The following is a 24,024-nucleotide window of genomic DNA, read 5'->3' as shown; positions in this document are numbered from 1 at the left end:
CTCATGCCCCGGATACGGCCACCGCAATAGCGCGAACGCTTGATCCGGGGCAGTGGGCGCGGCCGGCGGAGCGTCAGGCCGGCCGGGCGTCCGGTTCGAGTTCCCGGCGGATGGCCTGCCCCGCCGCGCGGTGCTCGGCGGCCGCGCCCGGGTCCGTGCCGTCGAGGACGGCGGCGATCCCCTCGCGGGCCAGCGCCTCCGCGTACCGGTATCCCAGTCTCGGGGCCAGTTCCAGCGCCTCCCGGTGCAGCCGCAGCGCCTCCTCCGGGAGGCCCGCGAGCCGGCAGGTCTCGGCATGGCCGTTGAGGAAGTGGATCTTCCAGTGCTCCTCGAACAGCTCGTCCAGCAGGGCGAACGCCTGACGGTGGGCGGCGAGCGCCTCCTCGTACCGGCCCGCCTGCCGCAGGGCCACGCCGAGGCAGTTGAGGCACCACGCCTCGTTGTGCCTGTGCCCGTCCTCGCGCGCCAGCGCGAGCGCCCGCTCCAGGTGTGCCATCGCCTCGTCGGGCTCCTCCTGGGCGATGGCGACCCCGAGGGTGATGCGGGCCGTCAGGACCGGGGGCCAGGCGGGGTCGGTGTGCGGGAGGTCCAGCACGGTGCGGGCCAGCCGCGCCGCCTCCTCTCGGTGCCCGAGCTGCAGCTTGGCCCAGGCCTCGTACGCGATCGCATGGGCCGTTCCCGTGGGGCAGCCGGCGTCCGCGTAGAGCCTTCCCGCCCGCCGGAAGAGGTCGAGCGGCTCCTCGACGCGGCCCTCGTCCCAGCGCAGGTAGCCCCGGCGCATGGTCAGCTCGGCCTCGGCCCTGGCGTCCCCGGCCCGGGACACCAGCGGCTCCGCCGCCTGGTACGCGGCGTCCGCCTCCGCCATCCGGCCCGCGTTGTAGCGGGCGAAGCCGAGGTCGCTGTGCGCCTCGGCCAGTTGCAGCGGGTCGTCCAGGCGCCGCGCGGCGGCCAGCGAGTGCTCGAAGAGGACGTTCAGGTGCGTCGTGCCGCAGCGCCGCGCGAAGAAGGCCCGCATGTGGCGGGGCAGCTCGCACACGTGGGCGTCGGCTCCGGCCGCGACCGCCGCCTCGAAGACGGCCATCAGGTTGGCGTACTCCGCGCCGAACCAGCCCAGCGCCGCGTGCTTGCCGGCGAACGCCGGCAGTTCGGCCGGGGGCCGGCCCGCCGAGACCTCCAGGACGGGAGGCAGGTACGACACCGCGGCGTCGGCGGCGGCCGCCGCGTGCACGTAGTAGTCGAGCACCCTGCCGAGCGCCTTCTCGCGTTCGGCGGGCGGGTCGTGCTCGGCGCCGGCGCGGCGCGCGTGCAGGCGCACCAGGTCGTGCAGCCGGTAGCGGCCCGCCGCCGGCTGCTGGACGAGGTGCGCGTCGAGAAGGTTCTCCAGCGTCGCCCGGGCGGCGCGCACCGGGACGCCCGCCAGCGCCGCCGCCACGTACTCGTCGAAGGTCGCCCCGGGCAGCAGGCCCAGCAGCCGGAAGAAGCGGTGCTGCGCCCGGTCCAGCTGCCGCACCGACATGGCGAACGCGGTGTCGAACTCCGTGGCGCCCTCGGCCATCCGCTCGACGAGGATGCCCACGGTCCAGCCCGGCCGGTGCCGCAGCCGCGCCGCGGCCAGCCGCAGGGCCAGCGGCAGCCGGCCGCACAGCCGCAGGACCTCGGCGGCGGCCTCGGGCTCGCGCGCCAGCCGGCCGTCCGGTCCGCCCGGGTCCCCGCTGGCGCGGGCGAGCAGTTCGGCGCTCTCCCGCGGTGTCAGCACGTCCAGCGACACCGGGGGCACCTCCTCCAGGCCCAGCAGCCGGTTGCGGCTGGTGATCAGGGCGACGGACGGGCCCGCGCCGGGCAGCAGCGGGCGGACCTGGTCGGCGTCCGCGGCGTTGTCGAGGACGACGACGGCCCGCCGGTGCGCCAGTTCCGACCGCCAGCAGGCGGCCAGCGGCTCGATGCCGCCCTCCTGCGGGATCTTCTCCGACGGCACGTCCAGGGCGGCGAGCAGGGTCCGCAGGGCGGCGTCGGGGTCGAGCGGTTCCCGCCCGGCGGTGAACCCGTGGAGGTCCACGTAGAGCTGGGCGTCGGGGTAGCCGGCGGCGAGCCGGTGCGCGGCGTGGACGGCGAGGCAGGTCTTGCCGACGCCCGCCATGCCGTCGACGGCCACCACCCGGCCGGTCTCCACCGCGGCGAGCACGGCCTCCATCTCGGCCTCGCGCCCGGTGAAGTCGGGGACGTCGCGCGGCAGGTCGTTGCGGGGCGGGCGCGGCGCGCCGGCCGGCGGCGCCGGGGGCTGGACCTGGCGGCTGGTCTTCGGGGGCGCCGGCAGCGGGTTGGACGCCCGCTCCCACAGCGGACGCAGCGGGCGGGGGTCGCGCTTGAGCAGGCGGCAGAGCGCGATGACCGCCGTCCAGGGCGGCACGGTCTGGCCGCTGAGGTAGCGCGACAGCGACGAGGAGCTGAGCCCGGCATCGCGCGCGAGGGCGCGGACGCCGCGTCCGGACACCTCCTGGAGCATGCGCAGCCGGGCCGCCAGCTCGTCCTGCGGGTCGGCCTTCGCCGCCCGGTGCTGCTGCGCGACCACCGATCCCCGCCTCTCCGTCCCACCGCGACGGAAACCGCCCCAGGCGCGTCTCCGCTGCTCAGAGCCGTTTCAGCTGTCCCACGGTGTCCCACCGACGTCGTCATCGTAGGCCCCGGCGGCTGTGATGGTGACATGCCCTCGAGGAAAGGGGGCGCGCCACGCAGAGGAGAAACGCAGATGCAGTCCCGTATGAAGAACCCCGCCATGGTCCTGTCCGGCGCGATGCAGCCCATCCAGGAGATCTTCAAGGCCGCGCACTCCGGCGGGGTGTCGGAGGAGATCCTCGAACTGGTGCACCTGCGGGTCAGCCAGATCAACGGCTGCAGCGCCTGCGTGGACGCCGGCGCCAAGACGGCGCGCAAGGCCGGGGTGAGCGACGAGCGGCTGGCCACCGTCGCCGCCTGGCGGGAGGCCCCGTACTTCACCGAGGAGGAGCGGGCGGCGCTGGCCCTGGCCGAGACCGCGACCCGGCTGGCCGACCGCGCCGACGCCGTGGGCGACGACGTCTGGGACGCCGCCGCCACCTACTTCGACGAGAGGCAGCTGGCCGCGATCGTCCTGATGATCGGCGTGACCAACATGTTCAACCGCCTCAACGCCACGACCCGGCAGATCGCCGGCGCGTGGGGCTGAGCGCACCCCGTCCAGGCACGACTCACTCGCGAACCAGGAGAATCCAGCCATGAGCGAAACGAAGAAGACCACCAGGGGCACCGCCGCGGCCGGCGCCCAGTACGACGGCTTCACCGACGAGGAGCGGGCCGCGATGAAGGAGCACGCCCAGGAGCTGAAGAAGGCCGCGCGCCGCAGCCCGGGCAAGGCGAAGGCCGACGGGGAGGCCGACGTCCTCGCCAAGATCGCCGAGATGGACGAGGCGGACCGGGTCATCGCCGAGCGGGTGCACGAGATCGTCAAGGCCGCGGCGCCGGACCTCGTGCCCAGGCTCTGGTACGGCCAGCCCGCCTACTCCAAGGACGGCAAGGTGCTCTGCTTCTTCCAGGCCAAGGCGAAGTTCAAGACGAGGTACGCGACCCTCGGTTTCAGCGACGTGGCGGCGCTCGACGACGGCGCCATGTGGCCGACCGCCTACGCGCTGGCGGAGCTGACCGCCGAGGGCGAGGCGCGGATCGCCGCGCTCGTGGAGAAGGCCGCGGGCTGAGGACCGCCGGGACGGTCGGAGGCCCCGGGCCGGTGGAGGCCCGGGGCCGTTTCGGCGGGTGCGCGGAGCGCCGGGTCGCCGCTAGGAGCGGGACCAGTAGTAGAGGGCGTTCATCATCAGCTTGAGCGGCCCCGGTCCGTTGCTCGTGTTGGTCCAGTGGCTCCCGTTGTCGTGCGAGTACTTCATCTTCCAGTGGGGGCCGGGCCCCTTGTTCTTGATAGAGGAGTGCTCCAGGCCCTGGCCGGCGGCGTAGACGGCCTTGTGCTTGGCCTTCATGCTGATCGCGGCGCCGCTGGTGACGACGTCATCGTCGCTGGCGCCCATCAGCGTCCAGTCGGTGCCCTGGTTGGACTGCGGGTTCTGGCCCGCCCAGCTGAGGAAGCCGCTGCCGGGACGCATGTCGCTGCACTGCTTCCACCCGCGCGCCAGCGTGCAGGTCGTGGCCCAGTTCGTGCCGCTGAACGGGGTGCTGAACGTGGCGACGTCCTCGATGTAGATGTAGTTCGGCCAGTCGGCGTTCTGGTGGTACTTCTTCACCCCGGTGATGGCCGCCCGGACGACCAGGCCGCCCATGGAGTGGGCGACGACGTCGACCGACTTCCCGTGCCTGGAGTAGTTGTTGTAGATGTCCCAGGCGAGCCTGCGGCCGAGTTCCTGGATCCTGCTGTCCAGGTTCCCGTTCACTTTCCGTGTGCAGTTCACGTCCTTCTTGTAGTAGCCCCACGTGATGAACTTGCCGGTCCACCCGCCGTTACGCAGAGCGGTCTGCGCGGAACTCCACGCACTCTTGCAGTCCACCTTGGCATTTCCCGCCGTGGCGTGGTTCCAGTCGATTCCGTGGATGAAATAGACGGGTTCCGACTTGCCGTTGCCGCGGGCCGGACCGGACGCCCACGCGGGGCTCTGCGCGACCACCACGGCCGCGGCGGCGGCGACGGCGACCACCAGCGCCGCGAGGACTCGGACGATTCGACGGACCATCTCTGGCCTTTCTCCGGGCCGCGACCACGGGACGGTCGCGGCTGGAAGAAAGATCCCGGATTCCGGCGAATACCGGATAGTGCCCGGGGAACCGTTCACGGTGCGGGAAGAACGGTGCCGGAGGTTCTGGCGAACACCTCCCCTTTCTGCTAGGGGGCCTCCAAAGGCCTCCACTAGGAAAGGGCTTCGAGCCGTGGAATCGGCCGAGCCCGGCCAGGACCGGGAAGAAATGGCGTCCCGGACGGCCGGGTCGCGGACCGGCTGACTTTAGGTCTAAACTCAGGTCCGGAACACGGTGGGACCTGGACACGGGGAGGGGTTGGAGATGGCGCGCACGATCGTGGTCAGCGGCGGCGGCACCGGCATCGGGAGGGCGGTGGCGGCCCGTTTCGCGGCCGACGGGGACCGGACCGTCGTCATCGGCCGCCGCGCCGGCGTGCTGGAGGAGGCGGCCGGGAAGATCGGCGGCACCGCGCTGCCGGCCGACCTCGGCGACCCGGCGGAGGTCGAACGCGTCCGCGCCGAGCTGGCCGGGCGCTTCGGCTCGATCGACGTGCTGGTCAACTGCGCGGGCGGCAATGCCGAGTACCACGGCGGTCCCGACGGCGTCGCGGAGCGGTGGACGAGCAACTTCCGCGCCAACGTCCTGACCGCGGTGCTGCCGACCGAGGCGTTCCGCGATCTGCTGAACCCGTCCGGGAGGGTCGTGTTCGTCTCGTCGGTCGCGGCGCTCCGCGGCTCGCGCGGCACGTCCTACGGCCCGATGAAGGCGGCCCTGCACCCCTACGCGTTCGATCTCGCCGCCGCACTCGGGCCGCGCGGCATCACGGTCAACGTGGTCGCTCCGGGGTTCATCGAGGACACCGAGTTCTTCGGCGGCTCCATGAGCGGCGAGCGCCGCGCGGCGCTGGTCGCGCAGACACACACCGGCCGGGCCGGGACGCCGGGTGACGTCGCCGAGACCGTGCACTGGCTCGCCTCGCCCGGCGCGGGGCACGTCACCGCGCAGATAATCCAGGTGAACGGCGGGGCCGAGCGTGGCCGCTGAGCCGCCGCGCGTGGCCGCCGAGCCGCCACGCGACGGCGCCGACGCCATCCAGGACGCCTGGCGGCGCGAGCTGCCGGGCGTCCCGGTGGAGTCGATCGGGGTCGTCACCAGGATCTGGTGGGCCGCCAAGGTCTTCGGCGACGAGCGCCGCCGCCTCCTGGCGAAGCTGGGAGTGGACGTCGCGACGCTGGACCTGCTGTCCACGCTGCGCCGCGCCGGCCCGCCGTACCGGATGAGCCCGGGCGAGCTGGCCGACGCCTGCATGGTGACGCGCGGGGCGATCACCCAGCGGGTGGAGCGGGCGGCGGAGGCCGGGCTCGTCGAACGGACCACCGCCGGATCCGGCTACCACACGCGGGCGGTCACCCTCACCGGGGACGGCAGGGCCCTGCTCGACCGCGTCGTCGCCGACCTGCTCGGGGCCGAGGACCACCTCATCGGCCACCTGGCCCCCGACCGCCGCGATCAGCTCGCCGGCCTGCTGCGCGAGCTGCTCGCCGGGCTCGGCGGCCCGAGCCCGAAGAGCCAGGTCGGGGACTGAGCCGGGCCCGGCGGGTCAGGGGCTCGTGAGGACGACGAGCTCCCGGGTCGCCCGGGTCATCGCGACGTAGCGGTCGACCGCGCCCTCGATGCCGTCGCCGAACCCCTCCGGGTCGACGAGCACGACCAGGTCGAACTCCAGCCCCTTGGCCAGCTCCGGGGTGAGCGACCGGACGCGGGGCGTCCCCGGGAACGCCGGATCGCCGATGACGCAGGCGATCCCGTCGTCGTGCGCGGCGAGCCAGGCGCCGATGACCGCGTCCAGGTCCGCGGCCGAGCCGTGGACGACGGGGACGCCGGTCCCGCGGATCGACGTCGGCACGTTGGCGTCCGGGAGCGCGGCCCGGATGACCGGCTCGGCCTCCGCCATGATCTCCTCCGGCGTCCGGTAGTTGATGCTCAGGGACGCCAGTTCGATCCGGTCGAACCCGACCCGTTCGAGCCGCTCCCGCCACGACTCGGTGAACCCGTGCCTGGCCTGGGCGCGGTCCCCGACGATGGTGAAGCTCCGGGACGGGCAGCGCAGCAGCAGCATCTGCCACTCCGCGTCGGTCAGCTCCTGCGCCTCGTCCACGACGACGTGCGCGAACGGGCCGGCGAGCAGGTCCGGGTCGGCGCCGCCAAGGGCGCTCTCGTCGACGAGGACGTCATGGAAGTCCTCGCCGCGCAGCATCGTCACCAGCCCCGTCCCGTACTCGTCGTCGGCCACCTCGATCAGGTCGTCCACGACCCTGGCCATGCGCTCGCGCTCGGCGGCGACGGCGGCCTCGCGGCGGCGCCTGCGCAGCGGCGCCTTCGGGTCGCCGAGCCGCTGCCGCGCGGCGTCCAGGAGCGGCAGGTCGGACACCGTCCAGGCCTGGGCGTCCTCACGCTGCAACCGGCGGATCTCGTCGGCGCCGAGCCAGGGCGCGCACAACCGCAGGTAGGCGGGCACCGACCACAGGTCCCCGACGAGGTCGGCCGCCTCGATCAGCGGCCACGCGCGGTTGAAGGCGGTGCGCAGCTCCGGGTCCTGCCGGAGCGACCTGCGGACCAGGTCGGGCGACGCGTCGCCCTCGTGCTTGTCCGCCAGGATCGTGAGCAGCTCCTCCCAGATCTGGTCGCGCGCCTCGTTGTGCGGCGTTCCGGGTTCCGGCGCCTGGAACGCCTCGGCCCAGTCGGCGGGGCTCAGCCAGACGTCGGACCAGTGGGTGGTGACCTCCATCCCCTCGGTGGGCGGGTTCTCGTAGAACCCGACGGCCTTCTCGATCGCCTTGACCATGTCCGCGGACGACTTCAGCCGGGCCGCGACCGGGTCGGCCTCGACCGCCGCACCCGCGCCCTCGGCGACGAGATCGCGCAGGGTGCAGGTCTGCACGCCCTCCTCTCCGAGGCTGGGGAGCACGTCGGACACATAGGCCAGGTAGGGCTGGTGCGGGCCGACGAACAGCACGCCGCCCCGGTGGTGGCCGAGGCGCGGATCGGAGTAGAGGAGGTAGGCGGAGCGGTGCAGCGCCACGACTGTCTTGCCCGTGCCGGGGCCGCCGTCGACGACGAGGGCGCCGCGCGACCCCGCGCGGATGATCGCGTCCTGGTCGGCCTGGATGGTGCCGAGCACGTCGCGCATCCGGTCGGACCGGTCGCCGCCAAGGCTCGCGATGAACGCGGACTGGTCGTCCAGCGCGGCGTGCCCGGCGAACTCGTCCGCGGTGAACACCTCGTCCCAGTAGTCGCTGATTCGACCGGCGGTCCAGCGGTACCGGCGGCGGCTCGCCAGCCCCATCGGGTTGGCGTGGGTCGCGCCGAAGAAGGGTTCGGCCGCGGGCGAGCGCCAGTCGAGGAGCAGCCGGCGGCCCGTGGTGTCGGTGAGGCCGAGCCGGCCGACGTAGACGGGCTCGGAGCCGTCCGCGCCGACCATGTGCCCGAGGCAGAGGTCCAGGCCGAAGCGGCGGAGCGTGCGCAGCCGGGCGGTGAGGCGGTGTATCTCCATGTCCCGGTCCATCGCCCGCTGCCCTATGCCGCCGGGCGCCTTGCGCTCGGCCTCGAGGCGGTCGGACAGGTCGCGGATGGCCTGGTCGAGGCTCTCGGCGATCGCCGCGAAATGCCGCTCGTCGCGCTCGGTCAGCGCCGGGTCGGCCTTCGCGGACAGGCGCTCGGGAAGGTCGAACACGCTGGCGGTCAAGGGGTTCACGTATCGGCTCCGGCTCGTGGTCGCTGCTCGTGTGCCGGCGGGTTTCCCGCGACCGCCGGGAGCCCGCGGACCGCCGTCGCCGCGCGACTCGCACGGCGACGGCGGCCACCCGCACTGCGCCCCCGGTTTCCGCAGGTTCCGGCCTCGGCCGACGATTCTGCGGCACGACCCGGGTCTTGCCGCAAGCCCCCCGGTGCGCTATACGTTGAGAGTGGCGGGGGGAGTCGTCCCTCTCAGGCCCGCGGCTTCGCCGCCGCCTTCACCGCCACCCCTCCCGGCAGACGCCCTGCCGCTCCCCCGTGCTCAGACCATGTACTGGTCGTGGCGGTGGTAGAGGTCCGCCCACTCCTGCTCGCTGAGCTGCCGCCCGCTCCCCACGATCTCGGCCAGCTCCTCGAAGTAGGCCTCGCGCGGGGCGCCGGGGGCGAACAGGACCAGCATCGACGCGGGCCCGTGCGGGTTGTCGAACGCGTGGATCCCGCCCGGCGGGACGAACAGGAAGTCGCCGGGCGCGGCGTCGATCCAGCGGTCGCCGTCGTAGAGGGCGACGGTGCCGTCCAGGACGAAGAACGACTCCGACATCGTCTTGTGGAAGTGCGCGCCCGAGCCGCGGCCGGGCTCGGCCCCCATGTCCCACCGGTAGAGCCCGTACTGACCGCCGGTCGATTCGCCCGTGGCCAGGTAGTGCACCTTCGAGCGCGTGCCGATCAGCAGGTCGGGCTCGGAGTCGCCCTTCCACAGCCTGCCGCTGACCTCGCCCTTGTCACCGTGGAAGAGCTCCTTGGGATACGACATGCCCGCCTCCTCATCATTCGTCCCCGTCGCTGCCGGACCTTCCATGGCCGTGGCCGCCGGGTCCCGTCAACGTCCCAATAGTGGCGGTCGACCGTGACATTCCGCTCGGCACCCGCCCTGGATCACCGCGCGGCGCGAGAGGGGCCCTCGCCCCGGCCGAAGGCGATGATCTGCGGAAGGGCCGGGTCGTAGCCGTCGCCGGTGTCCACGGTCATGGTCGGGACGTCGAGGGAGATCCAGCCGAAGGAGTCGAGGGAGTGCCGTCCGTCGGCGATCGCCTCCAGGAGGTCCCGGTCCCCGTGGGCGGCCCGGTGGGCGTCGTCGGCGGCGCGGCGGGCGATCCGCGCGTGCGCGACCGCCGGCGGGGCGGTGCAGCGGACGACGCGGAGGTCGGCGGTGCCGCCGAGAGGTTCGAGCCGCGGGCGCCAGACGTGGTCCTGGAAGGCGGCCTCCGCGACCGCGGTCACCCCCGCCCGCACCAGCACGGCCAGCACGTCGAAGAAGGCGGAGAGCGTCGGCAGGTTGAGACGGTCGTTCGCCGCCGGACCGGACCGGGCGGCCAGGACCATGCCCTGCTTGATCTCGTCCCGGACGACGGCGGGGCACCCGAGCCCCTGCGCGAGCCGGTGGGCGAGCGTCGTCTTCCCGGCGCCGGGCGGTCCGCTCACGACGATCAAGGTCGGCTTGGTCACAGCGCATTGTGGCATCCCGCCCCGGCGCCCCGGGTGCGGCGGCCGACGGGACCTCCGACCTGGACGTTTCCGAGAGACCGGCCCCTCGTCGTCGTTAGAGCCGGGCATGGCCGGGTAGCCGTATGCGAAGGCCGGAGGAGCCGGCGACTCGATCGACACCGAGGGGGGCGGAGTTGACCACGCCTGAGGAGAACGCTCCGAAGACCGACGACACCGACCAGGCCGCAAGGAAGCCGGGCGGCAAGTCGGGCAGGAAGTCCGGCCGGGAGCCCGAGCGGCGGCCCGACGTGCGCACCGAACTGGGCGCCGAGCTCGAGGACAAGATGTCGGAGAAGGGGCTGTCGCGGGACGACTTCTCCGGGTCCTGAGGCGGCCTCGAAGCCCGGAGGCCCCGGTTCAACGAGTTCGGCCGAATGGGTAGGGACTATCCGGTACAAGTCGCCCGCGAAGGATTCGGGGCCCTCGTGGCCGGAAAGGACCATGTCGTCGCGGGCTCGTTCAAGAACAAGGTCCAGGTCGCCGGCTCCCGCACGGTCCCCGACCCCGTGAAGGCCTAGGCACTGGGCAGGCTCAGCGGACCCGGCGGCGGTGAAGGGCGGCAGGGCCGAGAGACAGGGGGATCCGCGTGATCGGCAAGCTGTACGAGCGGTGGCTGCTGGAGATGTGGGCCGGGGACTTCGAACTCGCCCGCGAACTGATCGCGCCGGGGTTCGTCGGCCATTGGCCGGGGCAGGACGTGCACGGGGCCGACGAGCTGGTCGACATGCTCCGGCAGGGGCACGCGCCCTTCGAGGACGTCGCGGTGACGATGGACGTGGGCCCGATCGTGGACGGCGACCGGGTCGCCGCGCGGTGGACGTTCAGCGGACGGTACCGGGGCGGCATGCCGGGGGCGGCCGCCGCCGAGGGGACGGAGATCTCGTTCAGCGGCCATGACGTCCTGCGCGCCGAGGACGGCCGGTTCGCGGAGTACTGGGTGATCTCCGACACCCGGTCCCTCTCCCGCGCCCTCGGCGTGGAGTGACCGCCGCCGCGTCCGGCGGACCCGCCAGGCGTCACTTGGGCAAGGGCTGGATGGTCGCGTCGCAGAGGCGGCAGCCCAGGGTTCCCTTGTAGATGCCGTGCTCCGGGCACGGTTCCAGGTCTTCGGGGGGCGGCGGGACGCGCCAGTCGGGCCACGCCGCCGGCCGCCACACGGGGGCGGGAGCCGGCCAGCCCTCCACCATCGCGCGGTATCGCCGCAGGTACCCGAGGGCGAAGGGCGGGTCGTAGGTGAGAAGCCCCCAGCCGTGACGTGTCATCGCCAGGTCGAGCACTCGCAGCAGGAACGCCTTCTCGGACGGCCAGGCCGCCGTCCAGGGCAGCTCGTTCAGGTCGAACCCGGCCGTGCCGCGGCCGATGCGGTGCCCGTCCGCGAAGAGCAGCACGAGGTTGCTCTCCCAGGCGGACTCGGCGAGGGCGCACCCGGCCAGGGTGAGCACGTCGAAGAAGACGTCGGTCCCGCCGTTGGTCAGGTACAGCTCTTCGCCGGACGTGCCCAGGGCCAGGAAGGAGTTGCCCACGGTTTCCAATCCCTCGTCGGCGTCCCGGCGGGACGCCGTCGACACCCTACGATCCCAGCCCGATCGGGCGGGCTCACCTGTCCCTCGCGGCGGACGGGGCGGCCTCGCCCGCACCTGCGTCCCGCGGGTGCTCCTCGAAACGGGTGGGCCACCAGACCTTGGGCCCGATCAACCGGACGAGCGCCGGGACCAGCAGCGACCGGACCACGAGCGTGTCCAGCAGCACGCCGAACGCGACGATGAACGCGATCTGCGCCAGGAACGACAGCGGGATGACGACCAGCGCGGCGAACGTCGCGGCCAGCACGACGCCCGCCGACGTGATGACGCCGCCGGTGGCCGTCAGCCCCCGGAGAACGCCCTCGCGGACGCCCCGGCGCCGCGTCTCCTCGCGGACCCGCGACATCAGGAAGATGTTGTAGTCCACGCCGAGAGCGACCAGGAACACGAACCCGTAGAGCGGCACCGAGGCGTCCAGGCCGGTGAAACCGAACAGGTACCGGAACACCAGCGCCGCGACGCCGAGCGTGGCGGCGTAGTTCAGCGCGACGGTCGCGATCAGCAGGACCGGCAGCGGTATCGAGCGCAGCAGCAGCACCAGGATGACCAGGATGATCGCCAGGACGACCGGGACGATGAGGGTCCGGTCGTGGGCGGCGGTCTGCTGGGTGTCGTACTGCTGGGCGGTGTAGCCGCCGACCAGCGCGTTCGCGCCGGGGACGGCGTGCACGGCGGTGCGCAGCCGCTTGAGGGTGCTCTTCGCGGCGTCGCTGTCGGCGGCGGCCTTCAGCGTCGCGTCGATCCGGACCCGCCCGTCCACGACCTTCGGCGGGCCGCCGGGGCGGCCGGACGCGCCGACCGGCGCGGCGCTCGCGACGCCCTCGGTGCGGGCGGCGGCGTCGAGCACGGCCCTGCCCTGCGCCGCGTCGGCGATGATGACCGCCGGCTGGCCCGAACCGCCCGGGAAGTGCTTGGAGAGCGTCCGCTGCGCGGCGACCGAGGGCGCGTCGTTGATGAAGATCTCGTCCAGGGGGACGCCGTGGGCGCGCAGCCCCGGGGCGAACGCGGCGCACGCGACGAGGGCGATGGCCGTTCCCGCGACGACGCGGCGCGGATGCAGGTCGACCAGGCGGGCGACACGGGACCACAGGCCACTGCCCGCGTCGGCCCCTTCCGCCACCGGCTTGGGCCTCGCGGGCCAGAACCCGACCCGTCCGAACGCGACGAGCACGGCCGGGAGGAACGTCAGCGCGCTGAGGACGGCGCAGGCGATGCCGATCGCCCCGACCGGCCCGAGCGCCCGGTTGTTGGTGAGGTTGCTGAGCAGCAGCGCGAGCAGGCCGAGCGCGACGGTCGCCGCGCTGGCGACGATCGCGCCGAACGATTCGCGCACCGCCAGCCATCCGGCGGTGAAGCGGTCCCGGCCCGCCGCGAGCTCCTCCCGGAAGCGGGACGCGAGCAGCAGCGCGTAGTCCGTGGCGGCGCCGATGACCAGGATCGACAGGATGCCCTGGACCTGGCCGTCGACCCGGACGATGTCGTTCTTGGCCAGCGCGTAGACCACCGCGCACGCGAGGCTCAGCGCGAACACCGCACCGACGATGATGACCAGCGGGAGCAGCAGGCTGCGGTAGACCAGCAGCAGGATGATCAGGACGGCGACCAGCGCGACGCCCAGCAGCAGCCCGTCGATCCCGGCGAAGGCGTCCGACAGGTCGGCCTGGGTGGCCGCCGGCCCGCTGATCTGCGTCTTCGTCCCCGGGACGGTCTCCGCCGCCGAACGGACCCCGTCCAGCACGGTCGGCAGTTCGTCACCGAGGTCGGGTCTGAGCGGGACCACGCCCTCCAGTGCCAGGCCGTCGTCCGAGCGCAGGGCCGGGGACGGCGTTCCGAGGGTGCCGGGCGCGCCTCGCAGCCCGGCGAGCGCGCGGGTCGCGGCGTCCCGCTGGGCGGCCGTGACCTGGCCGTTCGCCGTCCACACGACGATGGCGGGGATGGTCTCCTGCTCGTCGAAGGCCCGCTGCGCCTGCAGGACCTTGGTGGACTCGGCGCTGCGCGGCAGGAAGGCCGCCTGGTCGTTGGTGGAGACCTCGCCGAGTTTTCCGGCGTAGGGACCGAAGGCGCCGCCGATGGCCAGCCAGACCAGGAGCAGCACCGCCGGCACCAGCCAGCGGATCGAGCGCGGCGGTGTTCGGCGCGGTCCGGTCATCGGTTCCTCCCCCAGCAGGTTCGACCTGCCGCTCCATACCCACAAATACCTCAATCATTGATTATCTCAACGATTGAGTTAATGTAACCTGATCCGCATGGCCGAAGGAGCGGACAAGGCGGGTGAAGAGCCGCAAGACCCCGCCGACCTCCGGTCGTTCGCCGTCGAGCTGCGCCGGATGAACGCCGAGTTCAACCGGATCGCCCACGAGTTCGCCCACGCCAGCGGGCTGCACCCCACCGACGTCCAGGCCCTGGTCGCGATCATGGACGCCCCGCAGCGCTCCCCCGACCGGCCGATGACCCCCGGGCGGCTGCGGGAGGAGCTGAACATCACCTCCGGCGCGGTGACCGCCTGCCTCGACCGCCTCGAACGCCTCGGCCACATCACCCGGGTGCGCGACCCGGCCGACCGGCGAGTGGTCCACCTGCGGTACGAGCCGTCCGCGATGACCATGGCCCGCGACTACTTCCGCCCGCTGTCGGAGGGCACCGAGGCGGCGCGGAGCGGGTTCGGCGAGGAGGACCTCCGCCTCATCCTCCGCTTCCTCCGCGCGATGAACGACGAGCTGTCGGCTCTCCGCACACGCGGTTCCGGACGCTAGGCGCGGGCGCCCGGCCTAGGCCGGACCGAGCAGGTCCCAGCGGTTGCCGGCGATGTCGAAGAAGACGGCGACGCGGCCGTAGGGCTCGGTGCGGGGCAGGGTGGCGAACTCGACGCCCGCGGCCGTCATGCGCTCGTGGGCGGCGTCGAAGTCCTCCACGCGCAGGAAGAAGCCCACGCGTCCGGCGACCTGGTTCCCGACGGCGGCGGCCTGGCGCGGGCCGTCCGCGCGGGCCAGCAGGACGCCCGTCCGACCACCCGGCGGCCGGACGACGACCCACCGCTTGGGGCGCCCGTCGTCGGTGCGCGAGGGCGAGTCCTCGACCAGGTCGAAACCGAGGGCACCGGTGAAGAACGCGATGGCGTCGTCGTAGTCGTCCACGACGATCGTGATCAGGTCGAGTCGCACTCCGCGAGCGTACGATCAGTGCGGCCGCCGTGCGCTCGGGAGCCCCCGGGCGCACGCCGAAGGGATGGGAGAGCCGGCATGGACAGGACCGAGGGCAGCCGGACCGCCGTGCTGGTCTGCCAGGGCCGGGCGGTGGCGCACGGCCGCCTGGCCCCCGACCGGTTCGACGATCCCACCGCGTCGGCGCTGCTCCGTCCCGACGAGCTGGAGGCGGTCGAGCGGGTCCGTTCGGGCGTGCCTCCCCAGGGCATGGGCCCCCGGCTCGAGTACGAGTTCCTGCGGGCCACGGCCGAAGGACTGGTGCCGCGGACGGTCGCCATCGACGACGCCGTCAGGGAGCGGGCCCGGCCGCAGCTCGTGATCCTCGGCGCCGGCCTGGACGGGCGGGCCTGGCGGATGCCCGAGCTGGCCGGGACCGCCGTGTTCGAGGTCGACCACCCCCGTTCCCAGCGGGACAAGCGGGAGCGCACCGCGGCCCTGCCCCCGCCCGCCGGAAAGGTCGCCTTCGTGCCCGTCGACTTCACCGCCGACGATGACCTCGGCGCCTCCCTCGCGGCGGCCGGGTACCGGACCGACCAGCCCACCACCTGGATCTGGGAGGGCGTGGTCCCCTACCTGACCCGCGCCGAGGTGGCGGCCACGGTGCGGGCCGTCGCCGAGGCCTCCGCCCCGGAGAGCCGGCTCGTCGTGAACTACCAGTCACCGTCGCTGGTGGCCTCGATCGGGCGTCCCGTGGCCCGGGCGATGAGGCGGCTGTCCCGGCAGCCCGACCCGATGGCGCACGAGCCATGGCGCTCCGCCTGGACACCGGCCGCCATGCGCGACCTGCTGGCCGAGCACGGCTGCACGGTGTCCGGCGACACGGACCTGCTCACCCTGGCCGAGGCGCTCGCCATGCCCGTCCGCAGCACGCGCTCCCTGGCGTCCGGCCGCGTCCTGACCGCCGACCGGCAGCGCGGACCTCTTTCGCGGGCCGGGTGACACAACGAGGGCCCGTGGCGCTGAAGGAGATGTCGGCGGCCACCCGCGTGGCCTGCCGACGCGGGCCCCGCCTTTCGACACCGCCGGTCACGAGGCGGGGCCCGCTCACCGGATCGGCATCCGCTTCCCGACGGCCGGGGTGGAGCCGCCCTCCGCGCATGAACTCCGCCGAGCGGGAACACCCTCCTTGCAGGAGGTGCACGTGAACGCAGGCCAACTGCTCAGCCAGATCCCCGGACTGACGTATCGGCAGCTCGACAGGTGGACCAGCACCGGCTACCTGCGGGCGGCGCAGGCGGGCGAAGGCGCCGGTCACGCCCGCGACTACAGCGCCGAGGAGGTCCGGGTCGCCGCGCTGATGGTCCGCCTCCACGGCGCGGGACTGAACGTCGCCTCCTCCCATCGCGCGGCCCGCGACCTGGCCGCCGGGCGGCCCGCGGTCCTCGCCCCGGGTGTCGAGGTCGTCGTCCAGGACCAGGCCGTGGCCGCCGAGCCGCACGAGGACGCGTCCGGGGGTCCCCTCTCGGCGGCTTGACCCGCCGGAGCGGTCCGGGACGGGGCGGCCCGCGCGGCTCAGGCGTGGGACAGGGCGAACGCCGCCAGGAACCCCACGACGATGATCAGGCCGGTGAACAGGTGGGTGTCCTCGTAGGCCTCGGGGATCATCGTGTCGGCGATCATGGTGAGGATGGCGCCGCCGGCCAGCGCGGTGATGCCGGCGAGGAGGTCGGCGGGAGCGTCCCCGAGCGCCGTGTAGCCGAGGACCGCCGCCAGGGCGCTGATCACGGCGATGCCGCTCCACAGCCCGAAGACGTACCCGCGTCCGCGTCCCGCACGGCGCATCCCCGAGGCGCTCGACAGGCCCTCGGGCACGTTGCTGATGAACACCGCGACCACGGTGACCAGGCTGACCGCGCCGCCGCCCAGCAGGCTCGTGCCGATCACGATCGACTCGGGCACGCCGTCCAGCAGCGCCCCCAGCGCGATCGCGCTCCCCGACCCGGGCTGCTCCTCCTCCGAGGGCTGCTGCCCTCCCGAGCGCTTGCGGTGCCGCGCGCCCCGCCAGGCCAGGGCGGCGTTGGCGCCGGCGTAGAGGACCGCGCCGACCACCGCCCCGATCGCCGTCGGGGCCAGCCCGCCCTGGTCGTGCGCCTCGGCGATCAGGTCGAAGGACACCGCCGACAGCAGGACGCCGCTGCCGAACGCCATCACGCTCGCCACCACCCGTGCCGGGACCGGAGCCAGGAAGCCGACCAGGGCGCCCATCACCAGCGCCGACCCGGCCAGCAAACCCCATCCTCCGGCCTGCAACGCTCCCTGCACGGCTCTCCCTTCCGTCCACGACCGCCACGCGGTACCGGGTCCGGCACGCGGAGCGGCGCGCCATCCGGCACGCCGCCCCTGCGACTACCCGCCGGTTCGGTCTGAAACGCCCCGAACAGCGAAGCATGCGCTCTCCGGCGGGCGCCCGCGCTCTTCGGGGCGCCGCCTCGTCCTCTCGCCGCAGGCACGGTAGCGGGGAGCCGGGCGGTGCCGGCTAGTAGGGTCGGCGCATGCCCGCTCGTGCCGCCTCCTCGTCCCCGGTGAGAGAGCCCAGGCCGCCGCAGATCCCCCGCACGCTCACGCCTGCCGGGAAGGTCGAGCGGCATCTCCGGCATGACGGGAAGTACCTGTCGCTGGAGTACGGGGCGGAAACCCTGTCCATGGAGGATCCGGACGGGGTCGAGGACGTCGAGTTCGAGGGCTGCAGATTCACGCAGACCGCTTTCACCGGGGTGGTGCTGCACCGGGCCGGGTTCGCCGACTGCGCGTTCGGCGACACCGACCTGGCGAACCTGCGGGCGTTCAACTCGCGGATGTTCAGCGTGCGGATCGTGAACGCGCGGATGACGGGGATGCAGCTCCCCGAGAGCGGGCTGCGGGACGTGCTGGTCGAGGGATGCCGCGCCGACCTCGCCGGTTTCAGGTTCGCGCATCTGCGGAACGTGGTGTTCCGCGACTGCAACCTTGCCGAGGCGACGTTCCAGTCCGCCGGCATGACCGACGTCCGGTTCGAGAACTGCCGGCTCAGCGGCGCCCAGTTCTCCGGGGCGGCGATGAAGGCGGTCCGGTTCCGCGGCTGCGACCTGCGCGGGGTCGCCGGCCTGAGTTCATTCCAGGGCGCGATCGTGTCGAGCGCCGACGCGATGGGGCTCCTGGACGCGCTCGCCGCGGAACTCGGCATCACCGTCGAGGACTGAACTCAGGCGAGCGTGAGGAACAGCTTCTCCAGTTGCGCGCGGTCGACGGCGGCCTGCTCGGTGCCCGCGTTCTCCGGCATGGCGCAGCGCTCCAGCCCGGTAGCGATGATCTTGAAGCCGGCCCGGTGCAGCGCCCGCGAGACGGCGGCCAGCTGGGTGACCAGGTCGGCGCAGTCCCGCCCCTCCTCGATCATGTTGATGACGCCGCCGATCTGCCCCTGGGCCCGCTTCAGCCGCAGCACGACGTCGTCGAGCGCGTCCCTCTCCAGTTCCATCCCGCTCCCCCTCAGGCGCTGCGCTTCTGCTCGGCGGCCCGCCGCCGCACGTCGTCCATGTCGACCGCGCGGGCGCCGTCGATCAGCTTCTCCAGTTCCTGCTCGGGCAGGGCGCCCGGCTGCGCGTACAGCACCACGTTCTCCCGGATGATCATCAGGGTGGGGATCGAGGTGATGCCGAACGCCCCGGCCAGCTCCGGCTGGGCCTCGGTGTCGACCTTGCCGAAGACGATGTCGTCGTGCCGCCCGGAGACCCGCTCGTACACCGGCCCGAAGAAGCGGCACGGCCCGCACCAGCTCGCCCAGAAGTCGATCAGGATCATGTCGTTGCCGTCGAGGACCTCGTCGAAGTTCTCGCGCGTCAGTTCCGTCGTGGCCATCACGGTCTCCGTTCCTCCGATGGATACCCCTATGGGTATAGGAACCGGCACCGGGACCCCCTTATTCCGGGACCGATGCGAGCGGCGCGGCGGGCAGCCGCGTTGATGCGGGCCCGTTGGGGAAGGCACCCCTCAAGGGGGGAGCATCATGGGTTACTCGATCAGCGTCCGACTGCGGCGGCCGTTCGGCGAGACCGTCGACCAGGTGCGCAGGCTGCTGACGGACCAGGGCTTCGGCGTGCTGACGGAGATCGACGTGCGGGCCACCCTGCACGAGAAGCTCGGCGAGTCGATGGAGGCCTACCTCATCCTGGGCGCCTGCAATCCGGCGCTCGCGCACCAGGCGCTCGGCATCGACCGGCAGATCGGCCTGCTGCTGCCCTGCAACGTCGTGATCCGCGTCGACGGCGACGACACCGTCGTGGAGGCGCTGGACCCGCAGGTCATGGTGTCGGTCAGCGACCGTCCCGACCTGGGGCCGGTCGCCGACGAGGCGACGCGGCGGCTGGCCTCCGCGTTGAGGCGGCTGGACTCCTGAGCCGCGCTGTGGAGGCTCTTCCGAGCCGCGCCCGACGCCGCCCGCCGCGCTCAGAGGCCGGGGAACTCGATCTCGGCCTCCTGGCCGTCGGCCAACAGGAAGTACCCGAGGAACGTCACGCCGTCCTCCTCGGCGTCGAAGCGCGCGATGCGGGCGCCTTCGGGCTCGTAGAAGACGTCTCCGGGGCCGAGGACCGCCGCCGCCTCGCCCTCGATCTGGTAGACGACCGAGCCGGTCTCGATGCTGCCGAACACCGGCCCGTTGTGCACGTGCAGCCCGGCCGCCCGGCGGGGCGCGATGGTGATGCGGCGGACCTCGACCCGGTGCGTGCTCCGGGCCGGCGCGAGGAGCTGGTCGAGCAGCACCGTGCGAGTGATCGGCGGGACGTCCTCCGCGCCGTCGCCCCGGTACTCACCGTCACCGACCGGCTCCCCCGCCTCGGCCGAGGCGCCGTCGCCCGGGATCGGCTCGATGGCCAGATGCGTCATCGAGCGGTCGGGGGCGGCGCCGTGCCAGTGCCATTCGCCAGGCGCGATGCGCACGGTGTCGCCGGCGCGGACCGTCTCGACCGGCCCGCCGCGCCGCTGCACGCGCCCGGTGCCCTCGGTGACGACGAGCACCTGCCCGAGCGGGTGCCGGTGCCACACGGTGCGGGCCCCGGGGGCGAAGCGGACGCTGTCGATCTGCGTCCGCGCGCCTTCCCCGGAGTCGGCCACCGGCGTGATCCAGGCGTCGCCGGTGAACCATTCGGACGGGGCGGCGGATCCATGTGTCATCTGCATGGCGTTCCTCGGGGGTCAGCGGACGGTTCGCGCGTCGAGCAGCGCGAGGATTCCGGTGATCGCTTGGTCGAAGGGCTCGGAGGCTCCCGCCGCGCGGGCGAGCACGTATCCGCCCTGGAGCGTGGCGACGATCGCGGCCGCGGTGGACGCGGGGCCCACTGAGGGCTCCAGCTCTCCCCGGTCCACTCCCTCGCGCACCACCGCCGCGAGCCGCGCGCGAAGCCAGGCGAAGGTCTCCTCCACGGGGCCGCGAAGCGCGGGTGTGGCCATGACGTCGGGGTCCTGGGTGAGCCGGCCGATGGGGCAGCCCCGCAGGACGTCCCGCTCCCGATGCAGGTACGCGGCGAGGCGGTCGAGGGCCGGACCTGGGCCGGACAGCTGCGCGTCGATGGCGGCGCGCATCTCCTCGGCGGTGCGGTCGATGGCGGCGCGAGCGAGGTCCTCCTTGCTCGCGAAATGGTGGTACATGCTGCCCTGGCCAGCGTCGGCCCGCTGCTGGATGGTCTTCGGGCTCGTTCCCACGTAGCCGCGCTCCCACAGCAGTTCGCGCGCGCTCTCCACCAGCCGTTCCCGTGTACTCACCCGGCCAGTGTACATACCGATAGGTACAGAGTCGATCGCCCGCCTCGGCGGCCCGCGCAGCCCGTCCCCGGCGCCCTCACTCCGCCGCGACCGCCTCGGGCGAGGAACGGCCGGACACGATGTGCCGCTTCGCCGCCGATCGACTCGTAGATGCTCATTCGGTCCCCTCGGGTCGGGTGACTGGGGACCGCAACGATAGACGCTTATTGGCGCTCCGCCAATAGTGCCCTCCGCGCGCGGAGGGCGGTCATGCCGACTCCCCCGCGTGGACGGGCAGGTCGGCGAGGCGCCACTCGAGCATGCCGTCGCTGAGCCGGACCGCGCGGCGGCCGTGTTCGGCCAGCAGCCGGACCGCGTCATAGGCCAGCACGCAGTACTCGTCCCTGCAGTACACGACGATCTCCCTGCCGTCGGGCAGCTCGCCGATCCGCGCGGCCAGGTGCTCGACGGGAATGGAGATCGCGCCGGGGATGTGCCCGGCCAGGTACTCCTCGAACGGCCGGACGTCCAGCACCGTGGCCGCACCGGCCGCCGCCCTGGCGCGCAGTTCGTCGCGCGTGACCTCCGCCGCGCCGTCGTCGCCGAGGTAGGCGTCGCGGGCGGCCGGGACGGCGGCCTGGTGGGCGTCGGCGACCTTGCGCAGCAGCGCGAGCAGCAGCGCGACGTCGTCCCCGGCCAGCCGGTAGTGGATGCGCACGCCTTCGCGGCGGGTGGCGACGAACCCGGCCTGCTTGAGGATCTGGAGGTGGGCCGAGGCCGTCGTCAGGTTCAGCCCGGCCGCGCCGGCCAGCGCGTCGACCGTCCGCTCGCCCTGGGCCAGCAGGTCCAGCAGTTCGAGCCGCCTGCCGTTGGCCAGGGCCTTGCCGCCGGCCGCGAACGCCTCGTACAGCCGCGCCTTCGACGCCTTCGAACCCGTGGGAACCTGCTCCGCCATCCATCCTCCATAAATCCATGGAATATTGTAATTCACGGATGCGTCCCGCATCCCCGCAACGACCCGACCTTGGAGGACTTCCGTGGGCTTCGCCGAGAGGCGCCCGCCACCGCTGCCCGATGAGGCGGGGGCGCGGGCGTGAGGAACGCTTCCGCCGATCGCCCGTCCGCGCGACCGGTCCGGCTGGGGCTGCGGGAGAACTGGCCGCAGTTCGCGCTGCTGGTCGTCGTGAACGTCTGCGTCGGCGCCCTGGTCGGCCTGGAGCGCACGACCGTCCCGCTGATCGGCACCAAGGTGTTCGGGCTGACCAGCGACCTGGCGGTGTTCTCCTTCATCATCGCCTTCGGCGTCACCAAGGCGCTGACCAACCTCGCCGCGGGCGCGCTGACCGCCCGGTTCCACCGCAGGACGCTGCTGCTCGCCGGCTGGCTGGTCGGCCTCCCGGTGCCGTTCGCCCTCGCGTGGGCGCCGTCCTGGGGCTGGATCGTGGCCGCCAACGTCCTGCTGGGCGTCAACCAGGGGCTCACCTGGTCGATGACGGTCAACATGAAGATCGACCTCGTCGGCCCCGCCCGGCGCGGGCTGGCCACCGGGCTCAACGAGGCCGCCGGGTACGTCGCGGTGGGCGCCACCGCGCTGCTCACCGGATACCTGGCCACCGCCCACGGGCTGCGGCCCGCGCCCGAACTCGTCGGCGTGGTGTTCGCCGCCGCGGGACTGGGGCTGTCGCTGTTCGTGCGGGACACCGCGGCGCACGTCGCCCTCGAACTGGCCCGGCATCCCAGGCCCGTCCCCGCCGGGGAGCGGACCGGGCCGGGCACCGTGTTCGCCCGGACGTCCTGGCGGGACCGCTCGCTGCGCGGCGCCAGCCAGGCCGGGCTGGTCAACAACCTCAACGATGGCCTGACCTGGGGCGTCTTCCCCCTGCTGTTCACCGACCACGGCCTCGGCCTGGCCGCCGTCGGGCTGATCAAGGGGCTGTACCCCCTGCTGTGGGGGCTCGGGCAGATCCCCACCGGCCATCTGGCCGACCGCGTCGGCCGCAAGCCGCTCATCGTGGCCGGCATGCTCGTCCAGTCCGCCGCCTTCGTGCTCGCCCTCGCGCTGCTGGCCCGGCCGCTGCTGGCGGGCGTCGTGTCCGCCGCCGTCCTGGGCATCGGCACCGCGATGGTCTACCCGGCCCTGATCGCCTCGGTGTCCGACCACGCCCACCCCGCCTGGCGCGCCAACGCGCTCGGCACCTACCGCTTCTGGCGCGACATCGGCTACGCCGCCGGCGCCCTGGTCGCCGGCGTCCTCGCCGACGCCCTCGGCCTCAACGCCACCGTCATCGCCGCCGCCGTCCTCACCGCCGGCTCCGGCCTGCTCGCCGCCCGCTGGATCAGCGAGCACCGCACAGCCGCGACCGAACAGCCCCTTCGTCGCTGAACGCGGGATAATTACCATGGGCGGCATGGAGCGGAGCGCGGAGGAAACGCCGTCGTCCACGGGCTTCGAACGGGTGCACGTCGAATTCGAGTGGTACGACGGCCCGAGGGGAGGCATCGCGGATATCGACGGCGTTCCGCACTACTTCTGGGCGCTACCTGGAAGGGGCGGTGGCGCGGAACACCGCGTCTGGCCCCTGAGCACCGACGTATTGGCCATGGAACGGGAGCAGTGGGCGATCTTCATTGCCTGGCACGACCGGTTCGAGGCGGGCACGAACCCTGAGGAGGACCATCCGGTGCAGGGAGGAGTCGATGCCCGCTATGACGCGCTCGAAGAACTGCTCGTGCCCCATCGCGCCGTGCCGAAGAACGCCAGAGTGATGCGAGTCGAGTGGCGCGGAAACGGCGCCCCGAAACGCTACCGCCTCGAAGGCCCCGCCTACGAGGGTCGCTGGCGGCCTCTCGCTTGAGTGCTCATTGGTCGGCCGTCCCGAGCCTCACTGCGGCGGAGCAGGGGCGCGGTCGGCGAGCCATCGGTTCAGGCCTGCGAGGGGGACGTCGGCTCGGACGACTTCCAGCAGCGTGACCGTCAGCCCCCATTCGCCGACGGCCTCATCCAGGTCGCTGGTCAGGAGTCTCATCTGGTCGGAGGTCAGCCCGCCCAGTTCGTTCAGGTCCCGGTCCGCAATGTGGCGGCGCAGCCGGCCCTCCACGATGAAGCTGACCGCCGCCGTCTGCGGAACCGGCCGCAGCGCATGGCGGGCGGGGTCGGACACCGCCACGAGGACGATCGCCTTCAGCCGCAGGAGCACCCCGTCCCGGGTGGACGCTTCGAGCCATACGTCCATCGGACTCCAGCGCAGGGGGACGCGGACCCACCGGTCGACGCCCGGCACCACCAGCGCACGGCCCGGCCCCCGCACCGTGGGAGGGCGGCCGAGCCGGGAGACCACCAGGCGCTCCCCTTCGGGCACGACTCGCAGCGACGCGATGACCAGCATCGTGATCAGCACGAGCAGGGCCAGGACGGCGAGCGACGTCCAGGTGAGGAAGCCGGGCAGCAGCTCGTCCCGATGGGGCGAGGCGGCGGCCGTCGGATCGCCTCGCAGGAGATTCCTGCTCATGCGTCCTCCCCTGGCGTTGCG

The 24,024-nt window shown here is 73.1% G+C and carries 28 protein-coding genes; 13 read left to right on the top strand and 15 right to left on the bottom strand.

What is annotated here, in order from left to right; genetic code table 11:
• Positions 1 to 73: 73 nt before the first annotated feature.
• Complete coding sequence (locus tag ABWI07_RS33005) at positions 74 to 2,569, bottom strand: helix-turn-helix domain-containing protein (protein ID WP_353820956.1); 2,496 nt, start codon at positions 2,567 to 2,569, stop codon at positions 74 to 76.
• Between the two features lie 177 nt (positions 2,570 to 2,746).
• On the opposite strand from ABWI07_RS33005, the gene ABWI07_RS33000 reads away from it, so the two are divergent.
• Together ABWI07_RS33000 and ABWI07_RS32995 are read left to right on the top strand one after the other, a co-directional pair.
• Entirely contained in the window at positions 2,747 to 3,202 is a 456-nt protein-coding gene (locus ABWI07_RS33000) for a carboxymuconolactone decarboxylase family protein (RefSeq protein ID WP_149264621.1), read from the top strand.
• A 49-nt stretch (positions 3,203 to 3,251) separates the two neighbouring features.
• On the top strand, positions 3,252 to 3,728 hold the full coding sequence (locus ABWI07_RS32995) for an iron chaperone (RefSeq protein ID WP_149264620.1): 477 nt from the start codon (positions 3,252 to 3,254) through the stop codon (positions 3,726 to 3,728).
• A gap of 81 nt (positions 3,729 to 3,809) precedes the next feature.
• Here ABWI07_RS32995 and ABWI07_RS32990 read toward each other — a convergent pair whose 3' ends face one another.
• Complete coding sequence (locus tag ABWI07_RS32990; protein ID WP_149264619.1) at positions 3,810 to 4,709, bottom strand: esterase/lipase family protein; 900 nt, start codon at positions 4,707 to 4,709, stop codon at positions 3,810 to 3,812.
• Between the two features lie 325 nt (positions 4,710 to 5,034).
• Between ABWI07_RS32990 and ABWI07_RS32985 the strand changes: the two genes are divergently transcribed.
• Complete coding sequence (locus ABWI07_RS32985) at positions 5,035 to 5,757, top strand: SDR family NAD(P)-dependent oxidoreductase (protein ID WP_149264618.1); 723 nt, start codon at positions 5,035 to 5,037, stop codon at positions 5,755 to 5,757.
• Positions 5,747 to 6,298: a MarR family winged helix-turn-helix transcriptional regulator gene (locus ABWI07_RS32980; protein WP_353820955.1), complete on the top strand. Its 552-nt coding sequence runs from the start codon at positions 5,747 to 5,749 to the stop codon at positions 6,296 to 6,298. Before ABWI07_RS32985 ends, ABWI07_RS32980 begins: the two co-directional genes overlap by 11 nt.
• Before the next feature lie 15 nt (positions 6,299 to 6,313).
• Here the strand turns inward: ABWI07_RS32980 and helR are convergent, their stop codons facing one another.
• The 3 genes from helR to ABWI07_RS32965 all read right to left on the bottom strand — a co-directional run bounded on the left by helR (position 6,314) and on the right by ABWI07_RS32965 (position 9,930).
• Complete coding sequence (helR, locus tag ABWI07_RS32975; RefSeq protein WP_353820954.1) at positions 6,314 to 8,467, bottom strand: RNA polymerase recycling motor ATPase HelR; 2,154 nt, start codon at positions 8,465 to 8,467, stop codon at positions 6,314 to 6,316.
• A gap of 303 nt (positions 8,468 to 8,770) precedes the next feature.
• Positions 8,771 to 9,262 (bottom strand): cupin domain-containing protein, encoded by a 492-nt coding sequence (locus tag ABWI07_RS32970; protein ID WP_149264615.1) that lies wholly within the window; start codon positions 9,260 to 9,262, stop codon positions 8,771 to 8,773.
• A gap of 122 nt (positions 9,263 to 9,384) precedes the next feature.
• Positions 9,385 to 9,930, bottom strand: coding sequence for a P-loop nucleotide/nucleoside kinase family protein (locus ABWI07_RS32965; protein WP_200842423.1), 546 nt, complete (start codon positions 9,928 to 9,930; stop codon positions 9,385 to 9,387).
• Positions 9,931 to 10,127: 197 nt separating this feature from the next.
• Between ABWI07_RS32965 and ABWI07_RS32960 the strand changes: the two genes are divergently transcribed.
• Positions 10,128 to 10,322, top strand: a complete 195-nt coding sequence (locus tag ABWI07_RS32960) for a hypothetical protein (protein ID WP_149264613.1) — start codon at positions 10,128 to 10,130, stop codon at positions 10,320 to 10,322.
• 257 nt (positions 10,323 to 10,579) lie between these two features.
• A complete protein-coding gene (locus ABWI07_RS32955; protein ID WP_353820953.1) occupies positions 10,580 to 10,978 on the top strand; it encodes an ester cyclase in 399 nt (132 codons plus the stop codon).
• A 31-nt stretch (positions 10,979 to 11,009) separates the two neighbouring features.
• Here the strand turns inward: ABWI07_RS32955 and ABWI07_RS32950 are convergent, their stop codons facing one another.
• Positions 11,010 to 11,516 (bottom strand): hypothetical protein, encoded by a 507-nt coding sequence (locus tag ABWI07_RS32950; protein ID WP_149264611.1) that lies wholly within the window; start codon positions 11,514 to 11,516, stop codon positions 11,010 to 11,012.
• A gap of 73 nt (positions 11,517 to 11,589) precedes the next feature.
• Positions 11,590 to 13,725: an MMPL family transporter gene (locus ABWI07_RS32945; protein ID WP_353820952.1), complete on the bottom strand. Its 2,136-nt coding sequence runs from the start codon at positions 13,723 to 13,725 to the stop codon at positions 11,590 to 11,592.
• A 97-nt stretch (positions 13,726 to 13,822) separates the two neighbouring features.
• On the opposite strand from ABWI07_RS32945, the gene ABWI07_RS32940 reads away from it, so the two are divergent.
• Positions 13,823 to 14,329, top strand: a complete 507-nt coding sequence (locus tag ABWI07_RS32940) for a MarR family winged helix-turn-helix transcriptional regulator (RefSeq protein WP_353820951.1) — start codon at positions 13,823 to 13,825, stop codon at positions 14,327 to 14,329.
• A gap of 15 nt (positions 14,330 to 14,344) precedes the next feature.
• Here ABWI07_RS32940 and ABWI07_RS32935 read toward each other — a convergent pair whose 3' ends face one another.
• Positions 14,345 to 14,737 (bottom strand): VOC family protein, encoded by a 393-nt coding sequence (locus ABWI07_RS32935; protein WP_149264608.1) that lies wholly within the window; start codon positions 14,735 to 14,737, stop codon positions 14,345 to 14,347.
• Between the two features lie 78 nt (positions 14,738 to 14,815).
• Here ABWI07_RS32935 and ABWI07_RS32930 point away from each other — a divergent pair, with 78 nt between their 5' ends.
• Both ABWI07_RS32930 and ABWI07_RS32925 read left to right on the top strand, forming a co-directional pair.
• Complete coding sequence (locus ABWI07_RS32930) at positions 14,816 to 15,718, top strand: class I SAM-dependent methyltransferase (RefSeq protein ID WP_149264607.1); 903 nt, start codon at positions 14,816 to 14,818, stop codon at positions 15,716 to 15,718.
• 202 nt (positions 15,719 to 15,920) lie between these two features.
• Complete coding sequence (locus tag ABWI07_RS32925) at positions 15,921 to 16,253, top strand: MerR family transcriptional regulator (protein ID WP_160161223.1); 333 nt, start codon at positions 15,921 to 15,923, stop codon at positions 16,251 to 16,253.
• 38 nt (positions 16,254 to 16,291) lie between these two features.
• On the opposite strand, the gene ABWI07_RS32920 is transcribed toward ABWI07_RS32925, so the two are convergent.
• Positions 16,292 to 17,041 (bottom strand): ZIP family metal transporter, encoded by a 750-nt coding sequence (locus ABWI07_RS32920; RefSeq protein ID WP_353820950.1) that lies wholly within the window; start codon positions 17,039 to 17,041, stop codon positions 16,292 to 16,294.
• A gap of 230 nt (positions 17,042 to 17,271) precedes the next feature.
• Here ABWI07_RS32920 and ABWI07_RS32915 point away from each other — a divergent pair, with 230 nt between their 5' ends.
• Positions 17,272 to 17,958, top strand: coding sequence for a pentapeptide repeat-containing protein (locus tag ABWI07_RS32915; protein WP_353820949.1), 687 nt, complete (start codon positions 17,272 to 17,274; stop codon positions 17,956 to 17,958).
• A 2-nt stretch (positions 17,959 to 17,960) separates the two neighbouring features.
• Here the strand turns inward: ABWI07_RS32915 and ABWI07_RS32910 are convergent, their stop codons facing one another.
• The gene (locus tag ABWI07_RS32910) at positions 17,961 to 18,233 is read right to left on the bottom strand and encodes a metal-sensitive transcriptional regulator (protein WP_149264603.1); all 273 of its coding nucleotides are present in this window, start codon (positions 18,231 to 18,233) and stop codon (positions 17,961 to 17,963) included.
• An 11-nt stretch (positions 18,234 to 18,244) separates the two neighbouring features.
• On the bottom strand, positions 18,245 to 18,613 hold the full coding sequence (locus ABWI07_RS32905) for a thioredoxin family protein (protein ID WP_353820948.1): 369 nt from the start codon (positions 18,611 to 18,613) through the stop codon (positions 18,245 to 18,247).
• Between the two features lie 148 nt (positions 18,614 to 18,761).
• Between ABWI07_RS32905 and ABWI07_RS32900 the strand changes: the two genes are divergently transcribed.
• Positions 18,762 to 19,151, top strand: a complete 390-nt coding sequence (locus tag ABWI07_RS32900; protein ID WP_149264601.1) for a DUF302 domain-containing protein — start codon at positions 18,762 to 18,764, stop codon at positions 19,149 to 19,151.
• Positions 19,152 to 19,201: 50 nt separating this feature from the next.
• Here ABWI07_RS32900 and ABWI07_RS32895 read toward each other — a convergent pair whose 3' ends face one another.
• The 3 genes from ABWI07_RS32895 to ABWI07_RS32885 all read right to left on the bottom strand — a co-directional run bounded on the left by ABWI07_RS32895 (position 19,202) and on the right by ABWI07_RS32885 (position 21,449).
• A complete protein-coding gene (locus tag ABWI07_RS32895; protein WP_235037409.1) occupies positions 19,202 to 19,927 on the bottom strand; it encodes a (R)-mandelonitrile lyase in 726 nt (241 codons plus the stop codon).
• Positions 19,928 to 19,948: 21 nt separating this feature from the next.
• Positions 19,949 to 20,515: a TetR family transcriptional regulator C-terminal domain-containing protein gene (locus ABWI07_RS32890; protein ID WP_235037408.1), complete on the bottom strand. Its 567-nt coding sequence runs from the start codon at positions 20,513 to 20,515 to the stop codon at positions 19,949 to 19,951.
• Between the two features lie 247 nt (positions 20,516 to 20,762).
• Positions 20,763 to 21,449 carry an ArsR/SmtB family transcription factor gene (locus ABWI07_RS32885; protein ID WP_149264598.1) on the bottom strand — a complete coding sequence of 229 codons (687 nt, stop codon included), beginning with the start codon at positions 21,447 to 21,449 and terminating at the stop codon, positions 20,763 to 20,765.
• 138 nt (positions 21,450 to 21,587) lie between these two features.
• On the opposite strand from ABWI07_RS32885, the gene ABWI07_RS32880 reads away from it, so the two are divergent.
• Positions 21,588 to 22,877, top strand: a complete 1,290-nt coding sequence (locus ABWI07_RS32880; protein ID WP_149264597.1) for an MFS transporter — start codon at positions 21,588 to 21,590, stop codon at positions 22,875 to 22,877.
• Between the two features lie 25 nt (positions 22,878 to 22,902).
• On the top strand, positions 22,903 to 23,349 hold the full coding sequence (locus tag ABWI07_RS32875) for a protein kinase family protein (protein ID WP_149264596.1): 447 nt from the start codon (positions 22,903 to 22,905) through the stop codon (positions 23,347 to 23,349).
• Between the two features lie 27 nt (positions 23,350 to 23,376).
• Here the strand turns inward: ABWI07_RS32875 and ABWI07_RS32870 are convergent, their stop codons facing one another.
• The gene (locus ABWI07_RS32870; protein WP_149264595.1) at positions 23,377 to 24,003 is read right to left on the bottom strand and encodes an SPFH domain-containing protein; all 627 of its coding nucleotides are present in this window, start codon (positions 24,001 to 24,003) and stop codon (positions 23,377 to 23,379) included.
• Between the last annotated feature and the right edge of the window lie 21 nt (positions 24,004 to 24,024).

Source organism: Actinomadura sp. NPDC000600 (assembly GCF_040492135.1).
In the GTDB taxonomy this organism is placed as follows: domain Bacteria; phylum Actinomycetota; class Actinomycetes; order Streptosporangiales; family Streptosporangiaceae; genus Spirillospora.
This window is presented reverse-complemented; position numbering and strand designations above follow the sequence as displayed.